Origin of the sequence: Microbispora sp. H10830, from assembly GCF_014161375.1 — a bacterium.
GTDB classification, from domain to species: Bacteria; Actinomycetota; Actinomycetes; order Streptosporangiales; family Streptosporangiaceae; genus Microbispora; species Microbispora catharanthi.
The window spans coordinates 378,837-399,259 of record NZ_JABBWX010000006.1 but is presented as its reverse complement, the minus strand read 5'-3'; the positions used below and the strand labels follow the sequence as shown (position 1 = coordinate 399,259).

The following is a 20,423-nucleotide window of genomic DNA, read 5'->3' as shown; positions in this document are numbered from 1 at the left end:
CATGGACCGCCTGCTCCTTGATTCGCACGCCCTGGACTCACACGCCCTGGACCCGCACACCCGTGACCCGCACGCGGCCCGGGCCGAGGAGGCGGCGCTCGGAGCGCTGCTGCGCTGCTGGCTGCGCGAGGTCGGCGGCCCCCGTGAGCATGTGCACGCCGCCGGGCCTCACCTGACGCTCCGCGTGGCCGGGACGCCGGTGCGCGTCCGCGTCGGCGGCGGCATCGCGCTGCGCTTCGACGGCCCGCCCGAGCATCTGGCGGAGGGGCGCTGGCGGCCCCTCGACCTGCCCTCGTTCGTCGCCCTGGTGGAACGCGAGCTGGATGGCGGCAACGAGGAGTTCGCCGCCCAGGTGCGGGCCGGGCGGGAGGCGGTCGCGGCGATCCTGGCCGCCCGCGCGCGGGCCGTCCCGCCCGCCGATCCGTGGCTCGCCTCCGAGCAGGCCCTCGTGGCCGGGCACCCGTTCCACCCCGCCCCCAAGGCGCGCTCGGGCGACGGCTGGCTGGACTACGCGCCGGAGACGCACGCGCGGTTCGCGCCGCGCCTGCTCGGGGTGCGCGCCGACCTCGTGGCCCAGGAGGGCGACACGACGGCGCTCGACGCGTTGGGGGACGCGCCGGCGGGATACGTCCCGCTGCCCGCCCACCCCTGGCAGCTCGACCTGCTGGCCGCCGAGCTGCGCGGGCCGCTCGCGGACGGTCGGCTGGTCGACCTCGGGACCGGCCCCCGCGCGATCGTGCCCACGTCGTCGGTCAGGACCGTGTACGACCCCGGCACCGGCATGTGCCTGAAGTTCAGCCTGGACGTGCGGATCACCAACTGCGTGCGCAAGAACGCGTGGTATGAGCTGTCCGGCGCGGTCGAGCTGACCCGGCGGCTCACCCCCGTCTTCGAACGGCTGGCCCGGAGTTTCCCCGGCACGCGGTGGCTGCCCGAGCCCGGCTACCGCTCGGCCGCCCTCGGCACCCGGCTGCTCGAAGGGCTCGGGGTGATCGTCCGTAGCGGCCCGTGGGCGGTGTGCGGGCCGGGGACCACGCCGGTCCTCGCCGGCGCCCTGGCCGCCGGCGAGGACGGGGTTCCCGAGGCCGTCCTGGCCCGCCGGGCGGCCGACCCGGTCGGGTGGTGGGAGGCGTACGTCGAGCGTGTGGCGTTCCCGGTGCTCGACGCCTTCTTCGAGCACGGGGTCGTGCTCGAAGCGCACGTGCAGAACGTGCTCGTCGGATTCGACGCCGCCGGGTGGCCGGTCGAGGCGGTCTTCCGCGACCTGGAGGGCACCAAGCTGGTCTCCGGCCGCCACGACCTGACCGGCGTGCCGGGCGAGGTGGCGGGTCCCCTGTCGTTCGACGCAGCGCGGGGCTGGAACCGGGTCGCCTACTGCCTGTTCGTCAACCACCTGGCGGAGGTGGCCGCGACGGTGGCCGGCACGGCCGACGGCGTCCTGCGCGCGCTGTGGGTGGTCGCCCGGGAGTCCCTGGAGCGTTACGTAGCGGACCACACCACCGATTCGGTCGCTCCGCTGACGCGGCTGCTGGCCGGGGCGCCGCTGCCGGCCAAGGCCAACCTGGGCGTGCGCTGGGCGAGGGCGGCCGACCGGGCCGCCGGATATGTGCCCGTTCCGAGCCCGTTCCGCGAGGCGGAAGGAGAGCGCCGATGAGCATCGAGATCCCGGCGGGCGTGCGTAAGGTCGCCGGGTCGCTGGACGACGTCCCCGCCTACGTCTACGACCTGGCCGGGCTCGCCCGCCACGCCGCCGGCGTGCGGACCGCCCTGGCGGGGACGGAGGTCTGCTACGCCGTCAAGGCCAATCCCGACCCGGCGGTGCTGCGGGCGCTCGCGCCGCACGTGGACGGTTTCGAGGTCTCCTCCGGCGGCGAGTTCGCACATGTCAGGGCGGTGCTGCCGGAGGTCCCGCTGAGCTTCGGCGGGCCGGGGAAGACCGACGCGGAGCTGGCCCTCGCCCCCTCGGCGTACCGCTGGCACGTCGAGAGCCCGGCCGAGTTGCGGCGTATGCGCGAACCCGCGGACGTGCTGCTGCGGGTCAACCTCGACGTGAACGTCAGCGGCGCGGCCCTCGCGATGGGCGGCGGCGCCACGCCGTTCGGCATGGACCCCGGCGGGGTCGCCGAGTGCCTGGCCCTGCTCGGGTCCTCGCCGGTGCGGCTGCGCGGCCTCCACGCCCACCTCGCGAGCGGCCTAGCCGCCCCTGACCTGCTCACGCTCGCCGAGGCCGTCCTGGCGTACGGCAGGAGCCTCGGCCTGCGGGAGTTCAACCTGGGCGGCGGCATGGCCGTCTCCTACACCCGCCCGGAGGAGCGGTTCGACTGGGCGGCGTACGGCGCGGGCCTGCGGGCGCTGGCCCGGCCGGGCGAGACGCTGCGCGTGGAGCCGGGACGCGCCCTGACGGCCTACTGCGGCTGGTATCTCACGACGGTGCTCGACGTGAAGCGCGTCCACGGGGAGCGCTTCGCCGTGCTCTCCGGCGGCACTCACCACCTGCGGACGCCGGTGACGAAGGGACACGACCAGCCGTTCGCCGTCCTTGCGAGGAGCGAGGAGGGCGAGGACGGGCCGGTGACCCTGGTGGGGCGGCTCTGCACGCCCAAGGACGTCTTCGCCCGCCGTGTGACCGCCGCACTCGCCGTCGGCGACGTCGTGGCCTTCGCCATGGCAGGGGCGTACGCCTGGAACATCTCCCACCGCGACTTCCTCATGCACCCGAAGCCCGCGTTCCACTACCTGGGGTGAACCATCACCAGGACAGCGTCAGCGTGCCGTCGAGGACCTTGGCGGAGTTGGCGAGGCGGGCCTGGTGGAGCGACCTGACGACGTCGAGCCGGGCGCGGTTCTGGCCGATGACCCGGTTCTGGGCCTCCACGTGGACCGTGCGGCGTACGGCGAAGTAGCCGGTCTCGGCCCGGCATCGCGCGTCCGCGACCGCGGTGTCGATCTCGGCCGGCGTGCCGCGCGGCTTGGGGCTCAGGTCGTCGTTGACGGTCGCCGTCCAGCGTGGGTCACCGGAGGCCTGGCCGGTGTTCAGGTAGTCGAAGCCCTCCGACCGCATGCAGTCGCTCCACTCGCGCTCCGCCGCCGCGATCCGCGGGTCCTTGGAGGCGAGCTCGGCCGCGCTGTCGACGTAACGCGGGACCTCGTCGTCGTCGAACCTCTTGCTGGCATCGGCCGGGGCCACGCCCCGCGCTCCCCGGTTCAGCAGGGCGTCCGCCTTGGCCGTGCAGCCTCCGGGCGGCACCGTCCGCCCGTGGAACCGCCGGACCTTCCCTTCCAGCACGTAGAACTCTTGGTCCGTGGCGGAGTACGACGGAATGCCGGTCATCTCATCCGGGTTTCGCCCCTCCACCAGATATCCGGATTTCCTGGCCTGCCGGGGATCGAGCCACCCGAGGAGATCGACATTGCGCAGGTCGGTCACCGGTTCGACGGCGGGGAACCGAAAATCGAGCCCCACATGGCGCATGCATTCCTCCATCAGCATGAACCGGGCCCGTATCACCTGGGCGCGATCCTTCGCACCGAGACTGTAGGCGTCGAGAGGAAGCGTGAGATCCGGCGGTTTCGGGGGATTCAGCCCCGCCAGCACCGAACACCCGGTCACCGCCGCGACACAGGCCGCAGCCATCGCCATTCTCAAAACCGACATAGGCCATTCATAGCCGATCATGAACCGGCGCGTCGGTCATAAAAGTAATCGCTCTCGCAGAAAATCCGGATCCCGTCGCAAGACATTTGCGACGGGTACGTCACCCATGACCGATTCGCAGAACCGGTTTTCCTCTCCCCGGTAGGGCTTTCCTTCACCGCGTCGCCCCTTCCGACAAATTTCCCTCCCATCACTCCCCTGTTACTTTCCGTGGCGTCCCGGCAACCTTCCGTACCATCGATGGAGGAGCAGGAGAGGATGGCGACATGGCCCTCACGAAGCCGACCAAGCGCGGCAGGCACGACCACCCGGTCCCACAGAAGCAGAACGCCCCCGTCCCCGACGATCTCGTCTCGGACGAGCACGAGCCCCCAGAGGCCGGCAAGCCCGAAAGTCTCGAGGACCAGCTGCTGCGCTTGTGCCTGGCGCTCAACGAGGCCGGTTACCGGGCAGAGATCCACAACGGGCAGGTCGTCGTGAGTCCTGCGGCGAACATGCAGCACGCAGTCATTCTTGACCAGCTCTCCAACCTGCTGTACCCCCTCAAGCTGCCCAACCGCTGGCGCTTCTTCTATAACTGGGGAGTTCATATTCCACCCCAGCCCGACCTTCGACTGCCGGACCTCATGGTTCTGCCGGAGCAGGCCGAAGCGTTCGACGAAATGCGTGCGCACGGGCGCGGTCTCCTGCTCGTGGTTGAGGTGTGCTCGCCCGGGACGTACAAGGTCGACTGGCAGGAGAAGCCGCTCGACTACGCGCGGGCGGGCGTGCCGCTCTACCTGATCGTGGACCCCCTGGGGTCTCCCCGCAGAGTGACGCTGATGAGCGATCCTCTCCCCGATCTGGAGCCCCTCGACCACCACCGGCAGGCGTACCGGCAGATCGTCACGGCGGAGGAGGGCGAGGTCCTGGAGCTGCCCGAGCCGTTCGGGATCAAGATCGAGACGAGCGCGCTGTTCGACTAGAGATCCTGTCCGGAGGCCGCTGGAGGCCTCCGGATCACAGCGCGACCAGGCGCCCGCCGCGCCCCTGGAGACGGACAGCGGCCAGGGCGCCGGAGGCCGACGCGACCACGAGCAGCACGCCGCAGGCCGTCGCCACGGTGTGCGTATCCCCGGCAACGGCGGCGCGCAGGCCCTGGACGGCCCAGTACCCGGGAGAGACCGGTGCCAAGGCGGCGGCCCACGCCGGCAGGGCGTCGAGCGGGACGAGCGCACCGCCCAGGCTGCTGAGCAGCATGCCGCCGATGTCGTACGCCGCCGACAGTTCGCCCGTGCTCCGTACAAGCACGCCGAGCAGCGCGCCGATGCCGAGCAGGGTGCAACTCCAGCAGAGCAGAGCGCCCAGCAGCGGGAGCGGATGGGGAACGCTCAGGTCCAGGGCGCACACGCCGAAGCCGACGATGAGCAACTGCTGGGCGAGCAGAGCGGCGAAGACGGGCACGGCCTTGCCGACGAGCATCTCCACAGGGTGGAGGGCCGTGCCGCGCATGCGGTCCCAGGTCCGGCCGAGCCGTTCGCTGAGGATCGAGTTGCCCGAGATGCTCAGCGCGAGCAGCGAGAAGGTGACCAGGGTGCCGAGGACGGCCTGTTCCGTGCCCGCGGCCCGCCCCTGTGCGGCCACGTAGAGCGGGCGCAGCAGGGTGAGGAAGGCGAGCGGCAGGATCATCCGGCTCAGCAGCGGGCCGGGCTCCCGCAGCATCAGCAGCAGGTTGTGACGGACCAGGACACCCGTACGGAACACGGACTCAGGCGGCGACATCACGAGCCTTCCCTGCTTCCAACGAGCGGTAGAGGTCGTCCAGGCTGGGACGGCGTACGTCCACGGAGATGGGCGTACGGCCCGCGGCGAGCAACGCGGCGAGGTCGGCGCCGGGATCGACGGTCGGCAGGCGCAGTTCGGGCTCGGCGGGGTCGGCGAAGGTGACCCTGAGCTCGCCCGGCAGCCCACGGGTCAGCTCCTGCTGGGTGCCGCGGGCGACGACCCGACCGGCTCGGGCGAGCGCCACGGTCGCGTCCAGATCCACGAGTTCCGGCAGGTAGTGCGTGGTGTAGAGGACCGCGGCCCCCGCCTCGGCGCGGGCCTTGACCGCTGCCAGCAGGGCCGAGCGAGTCTCCGGGTCGGCGCCTGCGGTCGGCTCGTCCAGCAGCAGCAACGGCGGCGAGCCCACCATGGCGGTGGCCGCCTGCACGCGGCGGCGCTGGCCGCCGGAGAGGACGCCGGCGGGCCGATCCGCGAGCGAGGTGAGGTGAAGGTCGTCCAGGACTCGGGCGATCTCCGTGTCCCGCCGCCGTCCGCGCAGCCCGGCCAGTCCGGCGAACAGTCGCAGGTTGTCGCGCACGCTGACGCTGTTGTAGAGCGCGAACTCCTGCGGAGCCACGCCGAGCAGCCGACGTACGGCACGACCGCGACGACCTGCTATGCGTACATGACCCGAGTCGGGGCGCACGAGGCCGGTGACGACCTCGACGAAGGTCGTCTTGCCCGCTCCGTTGTGCCCGATGAGGCCGACGATCTCGCCGGACGCGACCGCGAGGTCGAAGCCGTCGAGCGCGTTGCGCCGGCCGTAGCGCTTCACCAACCCCTCCGCGACGAGCATCCCGCCTCCGTCAGGTCTACGCTGTATACGTCTACACTGTATACACATGAGTGGCAGGAGGGAAGAGATCCTGGACGCCGCGCTGGCGATCGCGGACGAGCACGGCATCGGCAAAGTCTCGATGCGCGCGCTGGCCGAGCGTGTCGGAGTGACGCCGATGGCGCTGTATCGGCACGTCAGCGACAAGGCCGAACTCCTGGACGGCATGGTCGGCCGGCTTCTCGCCGGGCTCCTGCCGCCGGACGCGGGGAAGGGCCGGGCATGGGACGAACGGCTCGCCGCCCTCGGGTACGCCGTCCGTACGATGGCCCGGCGACATCCCTGGGCGGCCCAACTGCTCTTCTCCCGGCCGGCGGTCACACCGGACGCCGTGCGGGTGGTGGACCTCATCTACACCGCGCTCCTCGAGGCCGGAGTTCCGGACCGCGAGGTGCCCCGGCTGGAGCGCCTGATCGCCACCTTCGTGATCGGTTTCGCCGCGTCCGAGGCCTCCGGCCGCTTCGGCTCCGGCTCCCTCGATCCGCGCGGCCGCCGCGGCCTGCTGCCCGAGGGCGAACTTCCCGGCCACAGCAGGCTCACGCCGTGGCTTGACCTGCCCTCCGACCTCGACACGGAGTTCGAGGCCGACCTGGACGACCTGCTGCGTCTGATCAAGGCGGTCGCGGGCGGGCAGGACTGACCGCGGGCTCCCGCCGGCGTGCAAGTCTCGTGATCCGGCGACGGCCGGCGGCTCCCCCTGGGTCAGTCCTCGGGAACCCGCTGAATGAACGCGGTGAGGCCGTCCGCGTCGAGGAGGTCGACGGGGCGGACGGTCTCGTTCGAGCGGACGTAGTGGAAGGCCGCCCCGACCTTCTCCAGCGGCACCCCGGCCAGCGCGGCCCAGGCCACCCGGTAGGCGGCGAGCTGCACCGACGCGGTCTCGGCGGCCCTGCCCTGCGGCCGTTCACCGGTCTTCCAGTCGATCACCACGTAGCCGTCGCCCTCCCGGAAGACCGCGTCCATCCGCCCGCGCAGCAGGCGGTCGCCGATCATCGTCTCGAACGGGATCTCCAGGTCGACCGGCTCGCGCGCGGCCCACTCGCTCTCCTCGAACCGCTCCTGCAGCTCGGCGAGCTGGACGTCGGTCTCCGACATCTCGTCGGCGGCGCCCGGCAGCTCCAGGTCGTCGATCAGGCGCTGCTGGCCCCAGCGCGACTCCAGCCACCGGTGGAAGGTGGTGCCCCTGCGCGCCAGCGGGGCGGGCCTGCGCGGCACCGGCCTGCGCACCTGCCGGGCGAACGCCGCCGGATCCTGGGCCAGCGTGACCAGTGACGACACCGACAGCCGCGACGGCAGCTCCACGACCGCCCCGGCCCGCTGGCGGTTCGTCTCCCGCTCGCGCAGCAGCAGGTCGGTGTCGCGTGCCCAGGCCCGCATCCGCTCCCGGTCCCGGTCCCTGAGGAGCACGTGACCGTCGTCTGCCGCGGGCGGGGCGTCGCCCATCATCGCCTCCTCGACGAGGCGGGCGCCGTCGAGGATCGCGTCGCGCACCGTGACGGACGGCCACTCGGCCACCGGCGGCTCGGCGAGCAGCGGATTGTCCGCACTCTCCGGGTCCTCGGCCCAGCGGACGGCCCGGGCGCCCGCCTCGCGGATCTCGCGCAGGAAGTCCGACGGCTCCAGCGGCCGGGACGAGGTGCCCCAGCGGTAGCCGGAGGCGATCAGCAGGTAGTGCGCCCTCGTGACGGCGACGTACGCCAGCCGCCGCTCCTCCATCAGGTCGCGGTCGCGGCAGCGCTCGTCGAAGGCGCCCAGCGCCTCCCGGTCCAGCCCGGCCAGCTCGGGCAGGTCCGCGCTGTCCCCCCGCAGCGGGTACGGCAGCTTGCGCGGGTTCTCCGTCCAGCGAGAGTTGGTGACCGGGGTCGCGGGGAACATGCTGCCCTTGATCAGCCCGCCCTTCTGAGAGGTGAGCTGCGACAGGCCCGGCACCACCACGACCGGCCACTCCAGTCCCTTGGACGCGTGGACGGTCATCAGCTTGACGGTGTTGCTGTCGCCGACCCGCCCGGCCTCCAGGCCGAACTCCTCGCTCTCCGCCGCCTTCAGGTACGCCAGGAAAGCGCCGAGCGTCGGGTCCTCCGAGTCTCCGGCGAACCGGGAGGCGGCGTCGAGGAAGGCGTCGAGGTCGGCGCGGGCGGCCAGCGGGCTGCCTCCCCTGGCGGCGACCTCGACGTCGAGCCCGAGCCGGCGTTCGATCTCGCTGATCAGGTCGGGCAGCGGCTGCCCGGCGTGGGCACGCAACTGGCGCAGCTCGCGGGCGGCGGCGGGCAGCCGCATCCGCGCGAGCGGGGAGAACCTCTCCAGCCAGTCGGGCCGGTCGGGCAGCTCGTCGAGCGCGTCGATCAGGCTGCCGCGTTCCTCGGCGAGGTCGGCGACGACCTGGTCGAGTGGGTCCTCCGGGCGTGGCCCTCCCCTGGCCGCCCTGATCTCCTTGTTGAGCTCGCGGGCCAGGTCGCCGAGCACCTTCAGGTCGGCCGGGCCGATCCGCCGGCGGGGCCCGGCAAGCAGCCGGACCAGCGCGTCCCCTGCGGTCGGGTCGTACAGGGCGCGCAGGGTCGCCACGATGTCGGCCACCTCGGGCACGGTGAGCAGCCCGCCGAGGCCCACGACCTCCACGGGGATCCCCCGGGCCTCCAGGGCCCGGCGCAGGGCCGGGAACTGCGACCGCTTGCGGGCGAGGATCGCGACGTCCTGCGGCTGCAGGGCGGGGCCGCGCTTGACCCGCTCGCCCTCGCCCCACGGCAGGCCGTCCGGGGCGCCCTCGCCGTGCAGCATCCCGGCCAGGCCCTCGGCGATCCACTCCGCCTCGTCCTCGGCCGTCTCGTGGAAGGCGCACAGCACCCGCCCCCGGCCCGCCCGGTTGCCACCCGGCACCAGCACCGGCACCTGACGGGCCTCCCGGCGCAGAGGCACCTGGATCCGGGCCGCGACGCCGAGCACGTGCTCGCCGTTGCGGAAGCTGACCGACAGCCGCCGCACCTCCGCGGGGTCTCCGGACGCCGCCGGGAAGTCCCCGGGGAACCGGGACAGGTTGCCCGCCGACGCGCCGCGCCAGCCGTAGATCGACTGGCAGGGGTCGCCGACCGCCGTGACCGGGTGGCCCCCGCCGTACAGCGAACGCAGCAGCACGAGCTGGGCGTGGCTGGTGTCCTGATACTCGTCGAGCAGCACGACCGAGAACCGGGACCGCTCGGACGCGCCGACCTCCGGATGCCGCGAGGCGATCCGCGCGGCCAGCGCCATCTGGTCGCCGTAGTCGATGACCTCCCGGCCGCGCTTGAGCCGTTCGTACGCCTCGACCATCGGCAGCAGTTGCTCACGGATGGCCTGGGTCTCCACCGGCTTGCGCTGGTCCTTGACGACGCGCCCGGTGAGCGAGGCCAGGCGCTCGCGCAGCCAGTCGCCGACCTCGCGGACGTCCGCCGGTTCGCGCAGGTGCTCGGCCAGCTCCCCGGCCAGTTCGAGCACGGCGGCGGTGACGCTGGGCGGGGACAGGTCCACCCGGTCCATCGGCCCGTCGTACTGGCCGACCACCCGGGCCGCCATCTGCCAGGCGACGGCGGGTGTGACGAGCCGCATGGTGGGCTCCAGCCCCTCCCGCAGCGCGTGGTCGGTCACCAGCCGCGCGGCGTACGCATGGTAGGTGGAGACCGTCGGCTCGGAGTCGAGCAGCTCCGGCTCGACCAGCCCGGCCGCCGCCAGCCCGGCCAGCCGCTGACGCACCCGCTCGGCCAGCTCGGCGGCGGCCTTGCGGGTGAAGGTGAGGCCGAGGATCTGCTCGGGCCTGGCCAGGCCGTTGGCGACCAGCCAGACCACCCGCCCGGCCATGGTCTCGCTCTTGCCGGACCCGGCCCCCGCGACCACCACCATCGGCTCCAGGGGCGCCTCGATGACGGCCGCCTGCTCGGAGGTGGGCGGGAGGATCCCGAGCCGGCCGGCCAGCTCACCGGGCGTCAGCACACCTGTCCTCCGTTGTCGTTCACAGGGCAGGCGATTCTAGCGGCACAGGTGCGGCAGCCGTCGTTGACCGTGGCGACGAACACGTTGGCGGACATGCCGGTCGCCACCGTCTTGACCAGGTTCTCGGCCCAGTCGGGCTCGGAGTCGTCGGCGAGCGCCCGCTGCGCCTGCTCCCTGGCGTCGGCCGACTGGCCCGCCGCCTTGCCCAGGTGCAGCAGGGACGCGCCGCCCGGCTGGATGAGACCGTGCCGTTCGAACGCCCCGAGCGTCGTGGCGAGCTGGTACACCCCGAGCTGCGGATGCCGGTCGATCTCGGTGTCCTTGGGCCTGCCGCTGCCGGTCTTGATGTCGATGATCACGGCCCGGCCGGCCTCGTCCCGCTCGACCCGGTCCACCCGGCCGGTGATCTGGATGTCGTGGCCCGGCACCCGTACGGTGAACGCCTCCTCCACCGCGACCAGGTCACGTGGTTTGTCCTTCTGCCACCGGACGAACCTGTCGACCATCTGCTCGGCGACGCGGCGCTGCTTGCGGTTGAACCACAGCCCGCCGAAGTCGAACTGGTCCCAGATGTCGTCGAGCCGCTTGACGTAGTCGGTGCCGTCCTCGGTGGACATCGCGGCGATCGCGTGGACGACCGTGCCAAGGCTCTGGGTCACGTTCGACGACCCGGCCCCGACCGCGGTCTCCAGCATCCAGCGCAGCCCGCACTTGGTGAAGCTCTCCACCGACGACGGCGAGATCTGGACGATGTCGTCGGGCCAGCCGAGCGGCCGGTCGTCGGAGATCGGGGTCAGCGCGTACCACTCGCCGGGATTGGCGCCGGGCACCCCGGCCTGGGCCAGCCTGGCGAGGTGCGCGGCGGCCTCGCGGCGCAGCGCCTCGGACTTGCTCGTGTCGCACACGGCCGCGCGCAGGTCCGCGACCAGCGCGGACATGCTGAGCCACCGGGCCCGGTCGTCCACGGTCGCCGCCTCCACGCCGCCGGGCAGCAGCTCGGTGAGGAACCGGGAGGGCCGTTCGTCGGTGTCCTCGCCGCCGACGGCGGTGACGACGAGCTTCCTGCGGGCGCGGGTGGCCGCGACGTAGAACAGCCGCCGCTCCTCGGCGAGCAGCTTGGACGCCAGCGCGGCCGTCGCGGCCTGCGTGGTGTCCAGCGCCGAGCCGCCCGCGAACTCCATCAGCGCCTCGGTGCCGAGGAGCGAGCCGCGCAGGCGCAGGTCGGGCCACAGGCCCTCCTGGACGCCGGCGACCACCACCACGTCCCATTCCAGGCCCTTGGACCGGTGCGCGGTCAGGATCCGTACGGCGTCGCCCTCGGGGGCGGACTCGGCCAGCGAATCGCCGGCGATCTCCTGGGAGGTCAGGTCGTCGAGGAACACCGCGACCCCGGCCTTGGGCAGCCGGTCGGTGAAGCGGGCCACGTGGTCGAACAGGGCGACGACGGCGTCGAGGTCGCGGTCGGCCTGGGCACCCCGGGCCCCGCCCGCGAGGCTGGCCTCCGTCCAGCGCTCCGCGAGCCCGCTGGCCTGCCAGATCTCCCACAGCGTCTCCTCGGCGCCCCGGCCGTGCCGTACGGCCTCGCGGGCGGTCGCGACGAGCCGCGCGAGGCGTTCCGCCGGCGCCGCGACATGCGGCTCGACGCCGCCCAGCTCCCGGGCGTCGCGCAGCGCCGCGACCAGCAGCTCGTCCGACGAGCGCGGAGTGAAGGGCAACGCCGGCCGGCCTGCCTCCTCCGCGGCGGCGGCCTCCGCGGCGACCGCCTCGTGCTCGGCGATCCGCAGGGCGCGGCGCAGCCGGCGTACGCCGATCATGTCGGTGCCGCCGAGCGGACCGGTCAGCAGCTCCTCGGCGGTCGCCACGTCGAGCGTGGCCGGCGCGGCGGCGATCCGCAGCAGCGTGATCAGCGGCCGGACGCCGGGTTCCTGCACCAGCGGAAGCTCGTCGCCCGCGACCACGACGGGCACCCCCGCGGTGACCAGCGCCCGCCGCAGCAGCGGCACGTGCCGTACGGCGCTGCGCACCAGCACCGCCATGCGCGACCACGGCACCCCGTCGAGCAGGTGCGCCCGGCGCAGCGTGTCGGCCACCACCGCGGCCTCCTGGCTGGCGCTGTCGGCCAGCAGCACCTTCACCTCGCCCGGATCGGCCTCCGCGACCGGGATCAGGTCGCGGTGGCCGCCGGTCCTGTTCTCGTGCCCGTACTCGTGCCTGTTCACCGGGCCGGGTACGGCCGGCAGCCGGTAGGCGACGCGCCGGGAGGTCTCGAGCAGGGCCGGGCCGCTGCGGCGGCACACCCGCAGCGCGACCACCGGGGCGTCCCGCCCGTCCCGGGCCGGGAACCGCTCGGGGAACCGCAGGATGCCCTGCACGTCGGCGCCGCGGAAGCCGTAGATGGACTGGTCGGGGTCGCCCACGGCGATCAGGTCGCGGCCGTCTCCCGCGAGCTGCCTGAGCAGGAACTCCTGCGCCGGGTCGGTGTCCTGGTATTCGTCGACGAGCACCAGGTCGTACGCGTCCCGCTCGCGCCGCCGCACCTCGCCGTCGGCCAGCAGGCCGGCCGCCTCGCGGATCAGCTCCGAGTAGTCCAGCGCGGGCACCGGGTCGAGGTCGAAGCGGTCCTGGTAGCGGTAGGAGAACAGCCCGGCGGCCTCCCAGTCGGGCCTGCCGTGCTCACGGCCCAGCTGCACCAGCGCGTCGCCGTACAGGCCGCGCTCGGCCGCACGGGACAGGAAGTCGCGCAGCTCCTCGGCGAACCCCCGGGTCTTGAGCAGCTCGCGCATGTCCGGAGGCCAGTGCCGCGCGCCGTCCTCCAGCTCGCCGTGCAGCAGCCGCCGGATCTCCAGCAACTGCTCGGGACCGGTGAGCAGGCGCGGCGGCGGCTCACCGGCCAGCACCGCCTCACGGCGCAGCAGCGCGTACGCGTAGCTGTGGAAGGTGAGGGCCAGCGGGGTCCTGGTCGTCCTGCGCATCCGGGCGGTGATCCGCTCGCGCAGTTCACCGGCCGCCTTGCGGCTGAAGGTGAGGACGAGCACACGCTCGGGGTCCACGCCGCGGCGCTCGACCCGGTCGACGACGGTCTCCACGATCGTGGTGGTCTTGCCGGTGCCCGGCCCGGCGAGCACGAGCAGGGGCCCGCTCTCGTGCTCGACGACGGCGCGCTGATGTTCGTCCAGCACGGGAGCCGCGCGACGTCCCACGCCCCCGCGACGCACCAGCCGGTAGTTCTGACCACTCACAGCACAGCATTCCACCAGATCACGGAGACAGATCGTGCCCGAATGCCCACTCCGTGTCCTAGAAGGGCGGATCAGCCGGCGGTCATCACCCGTACGTCCGGCTTGTCGAGATCGGCGCGATGGGCCTGCCGGAGCCTGTCCAGCGTGCGGCCGGTCGGGGAGGCCGGATCGGCGGTGTACATGACGACCAGCAGGTCGGGATCCCCGGGCAGGGCCAGGGTCTCGTACGCGAAGTCCAGGTCGCCGAGCTCCGGGTGGCGCAGCAGCTTGACCCCGAAGGTCTTCTCGGCGACCCGGTGCTCCTCCCACAGGCGGGCGAAGCCGGGGTCCGCGGACAGGCCGGCGACGAGCGGGCCCAGCAGTGGGTCGTCGGGGTGCCTCCCTGCGTACAGGCGCAGGTGGGCGATGGTCTCGGCGGCCACGGCCGCCCAGTCGCGGTAGAACGAGCGCGCCCGCGGAGTCAGGAAGGTCTGGCGGGCCATGTTGCGCTCACCCGCGGGCATGGCCGAGAACCCGTTGATCCGGTCGGAGAGGGCGTTCCAGGCGAGCACGTCCATCCGCGGCCCCAGGACGAACGCCGGCACGGAGTCGGCCGCGTCCAGAAGCATCCGCACTCCGGGCCGGATGCCGGCGCTGGGAGCCTGCCGGTCGTCCGGCGGGCGGAGGAGGCGGCGCAGGTGCGCCCGCTCGGTGCCGTCCATGCGCAGCACTCGGGCGACCGCGTCGAGCACCTCGTCGGACACGTTGCGTACGCGCTGCTGCTCCAGGCGGATGTAGTAGTCGACGCTCACGCCCGCGAGCAGCGCGACCTCCTCGCGCCGCAACCCGCTGACTCGCCGCCGCCCGTGCGCCGGGAGCCCGGCGTCCTCGGGCCGGATCCGGGCCCGGCGAGAACGCAGGAACCGTCCCAGATCACCATCCATGGGGACCAAGCCTAGTACTGGCTTTACCAGGAAAAGGCGTGCGCTGGGTAGAGCCGGCCCGTCCCGCCAGAGTGGCTCTCGTCAACCTCGAACTCGAAGGAGTCACGATGAGCTACGAGAACCTGGCCGGACGCGTCGCCGTTGTCACCGGGGCCGCCAGCGGCATGGGAGAGGCGACGGCGCGGCTGCTGGCCGCTTCCGGCGCGAAGGTCGCGCTGCTCGCCCGCCGCGCCGACCGGCTGGAGGACCTGGTCCGGAAGATCGCCGCGGACGGCGGCACCGCGCTGGCCGTGACCGCCGACGTCACCCGGGACGACAGCGTGGCCGCCGCCGTGGACCGTGTCCACGCCGAGCTCGGGCCTGTGGACCTGGTGGTCAACGCCGCGGGCGTGATGCTGCCCAACCCGATCGACGACGGCCGAATCGACGAGTGGACGCGGATGCTCGACACGAACATCGCGGGCGCCCTGCGGATCACGCGGGCCTTCACGGCCGACCTGCTCGCGGCGGCGGAGGAGGGCCGGACTGCCGACCTCGTCAACATCTCGTCGATCGGCTCCCACCTCGTCTTCCCCGGCTATGCCGTCTACGGGGCGACCAAGGCCGCCCTCACCCACCTGTCCGCGAACCTGCGCGCGGAGTTCGGCCCGCGCGGGGTGCGGGTGACCAACATCGAGCCGGGCCTGACGGCGACGGAGCTGGGCGACCACGTCGACAGCCCGGAGCTCGGGGCGCAACTGGCCGGCATGTTCCAGGTCATCACGCCCATGACCGCGGAGGAGATCGCCGACCTGATCGCGTACGCGGTCAGCCGGGCCAAGCACGTCAACCTCCGTCAGGTCGTCGTGCTCCCGACGAACCAGGCCTGAGAAGAAGCCGGGCTTCTCGCTCAAGCGAGCAGCTCACCGGTGGCCAGATCGATGTCGAACGGCGTCGGCAGCCGGAGCGACTCCCCGGCATGGACTGTCTCGACCCGCTCGTACGGCTCGCGGAGGTCGTCCATTGCGAGATCCTTGCGCGGCAGGCTCATCAGCGTCACAGTCGCGGGGTCGGTCACCGGGTCGACGATCAGGAGAAGCGGCACCCCCGCACGGGCATACTCCAGTGGCTTCTCGTCCCAGTCGATCGACCGCGTTCCCCTGGAGCACACTTCGACCACGAGCAGCGCACTGTGTCCGAGGATGTGCATGTCGTCGTACTGCTCGGCGTCCTGGGGCGCGATCATGAGATCGGGAAGCCGCATGTCGGGGAACGGCGGAATGTGCACTCCCCAGTTGGAATGGATGACCCACCGATTCTCCCGGACCGAGTCGAAAAGCTGGTTCATCAGGCGGAAGGTGACGTTCGACTGTTCACGGCTGACCTTCGGGCTCACGACGACCCGGCCATAGGTGATCTCGGCCGGGTAGCCGGCATCGTTGAGTTCCTGGCATAGGCGCCGGATGTCGTCCTCGCCGTCGATCGGCTCCGGCTCGGGCACTTCGCCGGGCGCCGAGGCCGCAGATCTGAAGACATGCCGCCGTCTGCCCTGCCTCGTCGGCTTTGTGAGCGCCATCCCCTCGCCATCCTCTCCGTCTCCCTACACCTCGATGGTACGCATGGTCATTCGAGAGACACGGAAAGTAACAGATTCGAAAGGAGGTGACGACAAGAGACGGTGAGTGTGGGCACCGCTGTAGTGGAAGAAAGCACACCCGCTAGGAGGAAACCGCATCCGGTGTGTGCGGCCGGGTGACGCGAGCCCGGACGAGGCCGATGAGCGAGGGACCGCCCCAGAAGCACCACAGGGCGATGACGGGATCGCAGATGGCGCAGCCGAAGGACGAGTCGTGGGCGAAGGGAATGATCGGGCTGCCCTTGAGGTGATGGAGGATGTCCCATCCGGTGTGCAGCAGCCAGGCGATCCCGATGAACGACCACGACTCCAGACCGCGGTAGGCGCAGTACGCGACGAGGGCGGTGAAGGGGAACTCCCAGCCGCCGAGGCCGCCGCCACTGAGGTAGGCGGCCCCCGCTCCGCCCACCATGATCGCGTTGAAGCGACGGCGGTGCGGTTCGGGGATCAACGACATCAGCACGGCGTAGGCGAGGCCGATCAGGATCGGCATGACAAGACTCATGATCGTGCGGCTCTCTCGAATGGCTGTCGTGATGACGCGAGCAGACGGCCGGCACCGCGGACGGTGACGGCGAACCCGCGTCAGAAGCCAACCAGCCGGCCGCGTGCCTTCCCAGGGGCATTGGCGACACATGCCGACGGGATCCCGCCAGGCGCCGGGGAGAAACGCCGCGCCCGGGCCGCGTGGAGACGGGCCCGGGGCGCAGAAGTCATACCGGTCAGGAGGAGAACCGCCCGGGCGGTCCGCCTACGCGGATGGACGTCCCTGATCAGGCACGCCCCCGAGAGGGACATTGCGCAGGCTCAGCAGCAGAAGAAATGCGCAGCCCCCCACGATTGCGATGTCGGCGACATTGCCGACGAACAGGCCGCCGTAGTCGATGAAGTCCACGACATGGCCCTGGGCGAAGGCGGGCGGGCGGAAGAGGCGGTCGAGCAGATGGGATGTGGCGCCCCCGAGCAACGCACCCAGCACGAAGGTCCAGGCCGGCGACCGCAGCCGCCGCCCGGCGTAAAGGATGCCGGCGACCGCGGCGGCCGCCGTCAGGGTGAACAGCCACGTCACCCCCGTGCCGGTCGAGAAGGCAGCGCCGGCATTCAGCAACAACCGGAACCGGATCAGCTGCGGGATCACCGTGATGCTCTCACCGTCGGAAAGCGCGGAGATCGCCCAGAGCTTGGAGGCCTGGTCCACGAGAAGAACCGTCGCGGCCAGCACGAGCATCCGCCCATATGGCCGCATACCTGGTCTCGTCCCCTGCGAACCTCGTCCGTCCGACACCCTTACCTCGCAATCCGCAACGTTCTCGGTGCCGATCAGGACGTGAAGACGCGATCGATGACCCGCGCGGTGGCCTTGCCGTTGTCGTGCGGCGCGTAGGTCCGCGTGAAGGCCGCGTAACGGTCGGTCAGCTTGGCGGTCACGGCGTTGATGTTCCGCAGGACCTCCACGACCTCGGGCGAGGTCTCCAGGCGCGGCCCCGGGCGCTGGGACTCCAGGTCGAGGTACAGCCCGCGGGACGAGCGATACTTGGCCAGGTCCGGCGTGAACAGCACGACCGGCCGCCCGGTCGCCACGAAGTCGAACATGACCGACGAGTAGTCGGTGACGAGCACGTCGGCGATCAGCAGCAGATCAGCGGTGTCGGGGTAGGTCGTCACGTCGATAGCGAAGCCGTCGTGTGCGTTCACGTGTGGGAATGCCTGCATCATGTGGCCGCGGACCAGCACGACGTGGTCGGCGCCGAGTGCCCGCTTCGCGTCCGCCAGGTCGAGCTTGACCGTGGCGTTCCTGCGGTCGTAGTCGCGGTAGGTCGGCGCGTACAGCACGACCCGCTTGCCCTCGGGGATGCCGATCCGGCGCCGGATCTCCGCCGCCAGCGCGTCGCGCTCGCCGGAGACGAGGACGTCGTTGCGCGGGTAGCCCGACTCCAGGATCTCGCCCTCGTAACCGAAGGCCTTGCGCAGGACGGACGACGCCCAGGGGCTCTGCGACAGCAGCAGGTCCCAGCCGCGGACCTCCACGGCCTGGCGGTGCCACACCGGGGGCCGGGGCTCACGCTTCATGTGGGCCTGGTCGCGGCCGATGTGCTTGACCGGCGTGCCGTGCCAGGTTTGCACGCACACCTGGTCCTCACGGGTGCGGAACCACTGCGGCATGAAGCCGTTGGACACGATGTAGCGGGCGCGGGCCAGCGCCTCGTAGTGCTCCCGGCTGCCCTCGCGGACGACCGTGGGCACCACGCCGTCGCCGAGCCCCAGCTCTCGCGAGCCCGGCGGGACGAACGCGCCGTCCCTGACGACCCAGATGTGCTCGCCCTCGTCGCCGCGCCGCATCCGCTCCTCGTAGATGGCACGCGGGTTGTCGGAGTAGGCGCGGCCGTCGAAGGAGACGTAGACGGTGGCCTCGCGCAGCGGCCGGGCGCGCTCGGCCGGGTAGAAGGTGCGGCTGAGCGCCCACACGCCCGCCGCGCTCCGCTCGTCGCCGGGCCGGTCCTCGGCCGCCACCAGCACCGGCACGTCGTAGCGGGTGGCGACGAACCGGTAGACCCGGCCGCCGATGAGCCGGGGGCTCTCGTCCAGCGCGTCGAGGCCGGCGTGGTCGAACCGGGCGGGCACCATGGCGGGGCCATACCTGCCGGGCGGGGCCACCGAGACGTTCCAGGTGCCCTCGGCCAGCGGCACTGCCGACCCGAAGCGCGGCATCGCGCCGGGCGACAGCCGTACGGTGAAGCGCTCGCCGTCGCGCTCGAGCGGCACGCGGATGGTGAGCCCGCCCCGGTGCCGCAGCACGAGGTCGCGCGGGCCCTGGTCCGGGTCGGGGTAGCGGCCGGTGAGCGTGATCGACTCATCGTGCCACTCGGCCGTGGTGATCACGGGCAGGATCTTGTGACCGGAGATGACGACCCGGTCGCGCCGGTCGCCCTGCACCGTGACCTCGCGCTCGCCGAGCAGGAGGCGGGTCTCCTCCGCGCCCTCCAGCATGACGGCCGCGGCCGGGTCTCCCTTGGGCTCGACCCACAGCCGCCGGGACTCCGCGTTGAGCAGGGTGCCGACCGCGAGCGACAGCGAGAAGCGGCTGCCGCCCTCGACGGGGGCGAAGTCGGCCGACATGCGGTGGCCGCCGACACGGGCCTTGCCCTTGGTGACGGGCCGACCCGGCAGGAAGCCGGTGAGCTCGATGTTGTCGCCGTTCAGCCGCACACCGGCGAGCTGGGCGCGGGTCGGCTGGTAGACCACCTGCAGCGCCTTGTCGGAGGTCCACACGGGCCGCACCCACCAGCGCGGGCGCACCTGCAGCCCGGCCGGACGCTCGGTGCGGCCGATCACCGGACCGCGCAGCACGCCCTTGGCGCGGGCGGCGCGGCTCCAGATCACGATCTCGGCCCGCCAGGTGGTGGTGTCCTGGACGGTGTGGCGGCGGCGCAGCATCCGCTTCGCGCCGCGCACCAGGGCCCGCACCCCGGCGCGCCAGCGCAGGGCGAACGGATGCAGCTCGGCCGTGAAGCCCGCCCAGTCGTAGTTGCATCCGGGTTCGCGGGCGGCGTGGGTGGCCTCGGGCCGGTAGGTCCTGCGGGTCCTCATCGTGACCCGGGGCAGCCAGCGGGGGCCGTGCAGCACGACGGTGGCGCGGTTGAACCGCCCGCTGCGGACCGACAGGCCCGCGATGTAGGCGTGCCCGGTCACCCTCAGGCGGTTGCCCGCCCAGGTGATGTCGTCGATCTGCGTGACCGGCACGAGGTCGGCTGCCCGCAGACGCAGCAGCGAGGGGTCGCCGACCTCGACCGGCAGGTCGGCATACCACCGCAGGCCCCGCCGCACCCGGCGGGAGGGCTCGGCCGCGGCGGCGGCCAGCTTGGCCAGCGCGTCGCTCTCGGCGAGCTCGCCCGGGTCCTGCGTCTCGATCAGGTGACAGGCGACCCGGCGCCCGACCGGCAGCTCCCGCTTGACCTTCGGGTCGACCTCCGCGAGGTAGGGCCGGAGCGCGTCGATGGTCTGGCGGCGGCGGGCGGGCCCGCGCTTGGCTGCGGCGTCGAGGCGCAGACCCAGGGGACCGACGATCGCCTCACGGTCGACCTCCCGGCGCTGCGCGGGGCTGAGCCCCTCCGCGCGCACGAGCGCGACCAGCGCGTCGATCGGCTCGCCTCGGTCGTAAAGCTCCTGGACAGCCCGCAGTCGTTCAGCGACGGCGTCGCTCGTGGGTGCGGGTGTCATTCGGGAGGCACCACCCTTCGCCAGACCTGTGTTCAGAAAATGGTAATGCCCTCAGAACACTGCCAGACCTGACTCGCGGAAGCCTGTGGATTTCCTGTGAATCAGCGGGTGACACCCCTGTGGCACCGGGTGACGAGCGGCACTACGCCGGGGGAAGGGCGCAGATCCGACCACC

General features: G+C 72.3%; 15 protein-coding genes. 5 read left to right on the top strand and 10 right to left on the bottom strand.

Features of this window, described 5'->3' with window-relative positions; translation table 11 throughout:
• Position 1 precedes the first annotated feature (1 nt).
• A complete protein-coding gene (locus tag HHX35_RS18600) occupies positions 2–1,654 on the top strand; it encodes an IucA/IucC family siderophore biosynthesis protein (RefSeq protein WP_182900034.1) in 1,653 nt (550 codons plus the stop codon).
• A complete protein-coding gene (locus HHX35_RS18595) occupies positions 1,651–2,745 on the top strand; it encodes a type III PLP-dependent enzyme (protein ID WP_182900033.1) in 1,095 nt (364 codons plus the stop codon). The genes HHX35_RS18600 and HHX35_RS18595 overlap by 4 nt, the downstream gene beginning before the upstream one ends.
• 4 nt (positions 2,746–2,749) lie before the next feature.
• Here the strand turns inward: HHX35_RS18595 and HHX35_RS18590 are convergent, their stop codons facing one another.
• The gene (locus HHX35_RS18590; protein ID WP_182900032.1) at positions 2,750–3,472 is read right to left on the bottom strand and encodes a hypothetical protein; all 723 of its coding nucleotides are present in this window, start codon (positions 3,470–3,472) and stop codon (positions 2,750–2,752) included.
• 449 nt (positions 3,473–3,921) lie between these two features.
• On the opposite strand from HHX35_RS18590, the gene HHX35_RS18585 reads away from it, so the two are divergent.
• Positions 3,922–4,620, top strand: coding sequence for a Uma2 family endonuclease (locus HHX35_RS18585; RefSeq protein ID WP_182900031.1), 699 nt, complete (start codon positions 3,922–3,924; stop codon positions 4,618–4,620).
• A gap of 34 nt (positions 4,621–4,654) precedes the next feature.
• Here the strand turns inward: HHX35_RS18585 and HHX35_RS18580 are convergent, their stop codons facing one another.
• Together HHX35_RS18580 and HHX35_RS18575 are read right to left on the bottom strand one after the other, a co-directional pair.
• Positions 4,655–5,416, bottom strand: coding sequence for an ABC transporter permease (locus HHX35_RS18580; RefSeq protein WP_182900030.1), 762 nt, complete (start codon positions 5,414–5,416; stop codon positions 4,655–4,657).
• Positions 5,403–6,254, bottom strand: a complete 852-nt coding sequence (locus HHX35_RS18575) for an ABC transporter ATP-binding protein (RefSeq protein WP_182900029.1) — start codon at positions 6,252–6,254, stop codon at positions 5,403–5,405. The genes HHX35_RS18580 and HHX35_RS18575 overlap by 14 nt, the downstream gene beginning before the upstream one ends.
• A 46-nt stretch (positions 6,255–6,300) precedes the next feature.
• Between HHX35_RS18575 and HHX35_RS18570 the strand changes: the two genes are divergently transcribed.
• Positions 6,301–6,933, top strand: coding sequence for a TetR/AcrR family transcriptional regulator (locus tag HHX35_RS18570; protein ID WP_182900028.1), 633 nt, complete (start codon positions 6,301–6,303; stop codon positions 6,931–6,933).
• A gap of 62 nt (positions 6,934–6,995) precedes the next feature.
• Here the strand turns inward: HHX35_RS18570 and HHX35_RS18565 are convergent, their stop codons facing one another.
• The 3 genes from HHX35_RS18565 to HHX35_RS18555 form a co-directional block, all read right to left on the bottom strand.
• The gene (locus tag HHX35_RS18565) at positions 6,996–10,253 is read right to left on the bottom strand and encodes an ATP-dependent DNA helicase (protein WP_182900027.1); all 3,258 of its coding nucleotides are present in this window, start codon (positions 10,251–10,253) and stop codon (positions 6,996–6,998) included.
• Positions 10,247–13,492 carry an ATP-dependent DNA helicase gene (locus tag HHX35_RS18560; protein WP_182900026.1) on the bottom strand — a complete coding sequence of 1,082 codons (3,246 nt, stop codon included), beginning with the start codon at positions 13,490–13,492 and terminating at the stop codon, positions 10,247–10,249. The genes HHX35_RS18565 and HHX35_RS18560 overlap by 7 nt, the downstream gene beginning before the upstream one ends.
• Positions 13,493–13,563: 71 nt before the next feature.
• Positions 13,564–14,415 (bottom strand): helix-turn-helix transcriptional regulator, encoded by an 852-nt coding sequence (locus tag HHX35_RS18555; RefSeq protein ID WP_182900025.1) that lies wholly within the window; start codon positions 14,413–14,415, stop codon positions 13,564–13,566.
• A gap of 38 nt (positions 14,416–14,453) precedes the next feature.
• On the opposite strand from HHX35_RS18555, the gene HHX35_RS18550 reads away from it, so the two are divergent.
• Positions 14,454–15,284 carry an SDR family oxidoreductase gene (locus tag HHX35_RS18550; RefSeq protein WP_220505562.1) on the top strand — a complete coding sequence of 277 codons (831 nt, stop codon included), beginning with the start codon at positions 14,454–14,456 and terminating at the stop codon, positions 15,282–15,284.
• A 20-nt stretch (positions 15,285–15,304) separates the two neighbouring features.
• Here HHX35_RS18550 and HHX35_RS18545 read toward each other — a convergent pair whose 3' ends face one another.
• From HHX35_RS18545 to HHX35_RS18530, 4 genes are all read right to left on the bottom strand, one after another.
• The gene (locus HHX35_RS18545) at positions 15,305–15,970 is read right to left on the bottom strand and encodes a Uma2 family endonuclease (RefSeq protein WP_182900024.1); all 666 of its coding nucleotides are present in this window, start codon (positions 15,968–15,970) and stop codon (positions 15,305–15,307) included.
• A gap of 142 nt (positions 15,971–16,112) precedes the next feature.
• Positions 16,113–16,523 carry a DUF6010 family protein gene (locus tag HHX35_RS18540; protein ID WP_205826258.1) on the bottom strand — a complete coding sequence of 137 codons (411 nt, stop codon included), beginning with the start codon at positions 16,521–16,523 and terminating at the stop codon, positions 16,113–16,115.
• 258 nt (positions 16,524–16,781) lie between these two features.
• Positions 16,782–17,258: a signal peptidase II gene (locus HHX35_RS18535; protein ID WP_220505561.1), complete on the bottom strand. Its 477-nt coding sequence runs from the start codon at positions 17,256–17,258 to the stop codon at positions 16,782–16,784.
• Positions 17,259–17,350: 92 nt separating this feature from the next.
• Entirely contained in the window at positions 17,351–20,248 is a 2,898-nt protein-coding gene (locus HHX35_RS18530; RefSeq protein WP_182900022.1) for a CDP-glycerol glycerophosphotransferase family protein, read from the bottom strand.
• Between the last annotated feature and the right edge of the window lie 175 nt (positions 20,249–20,423).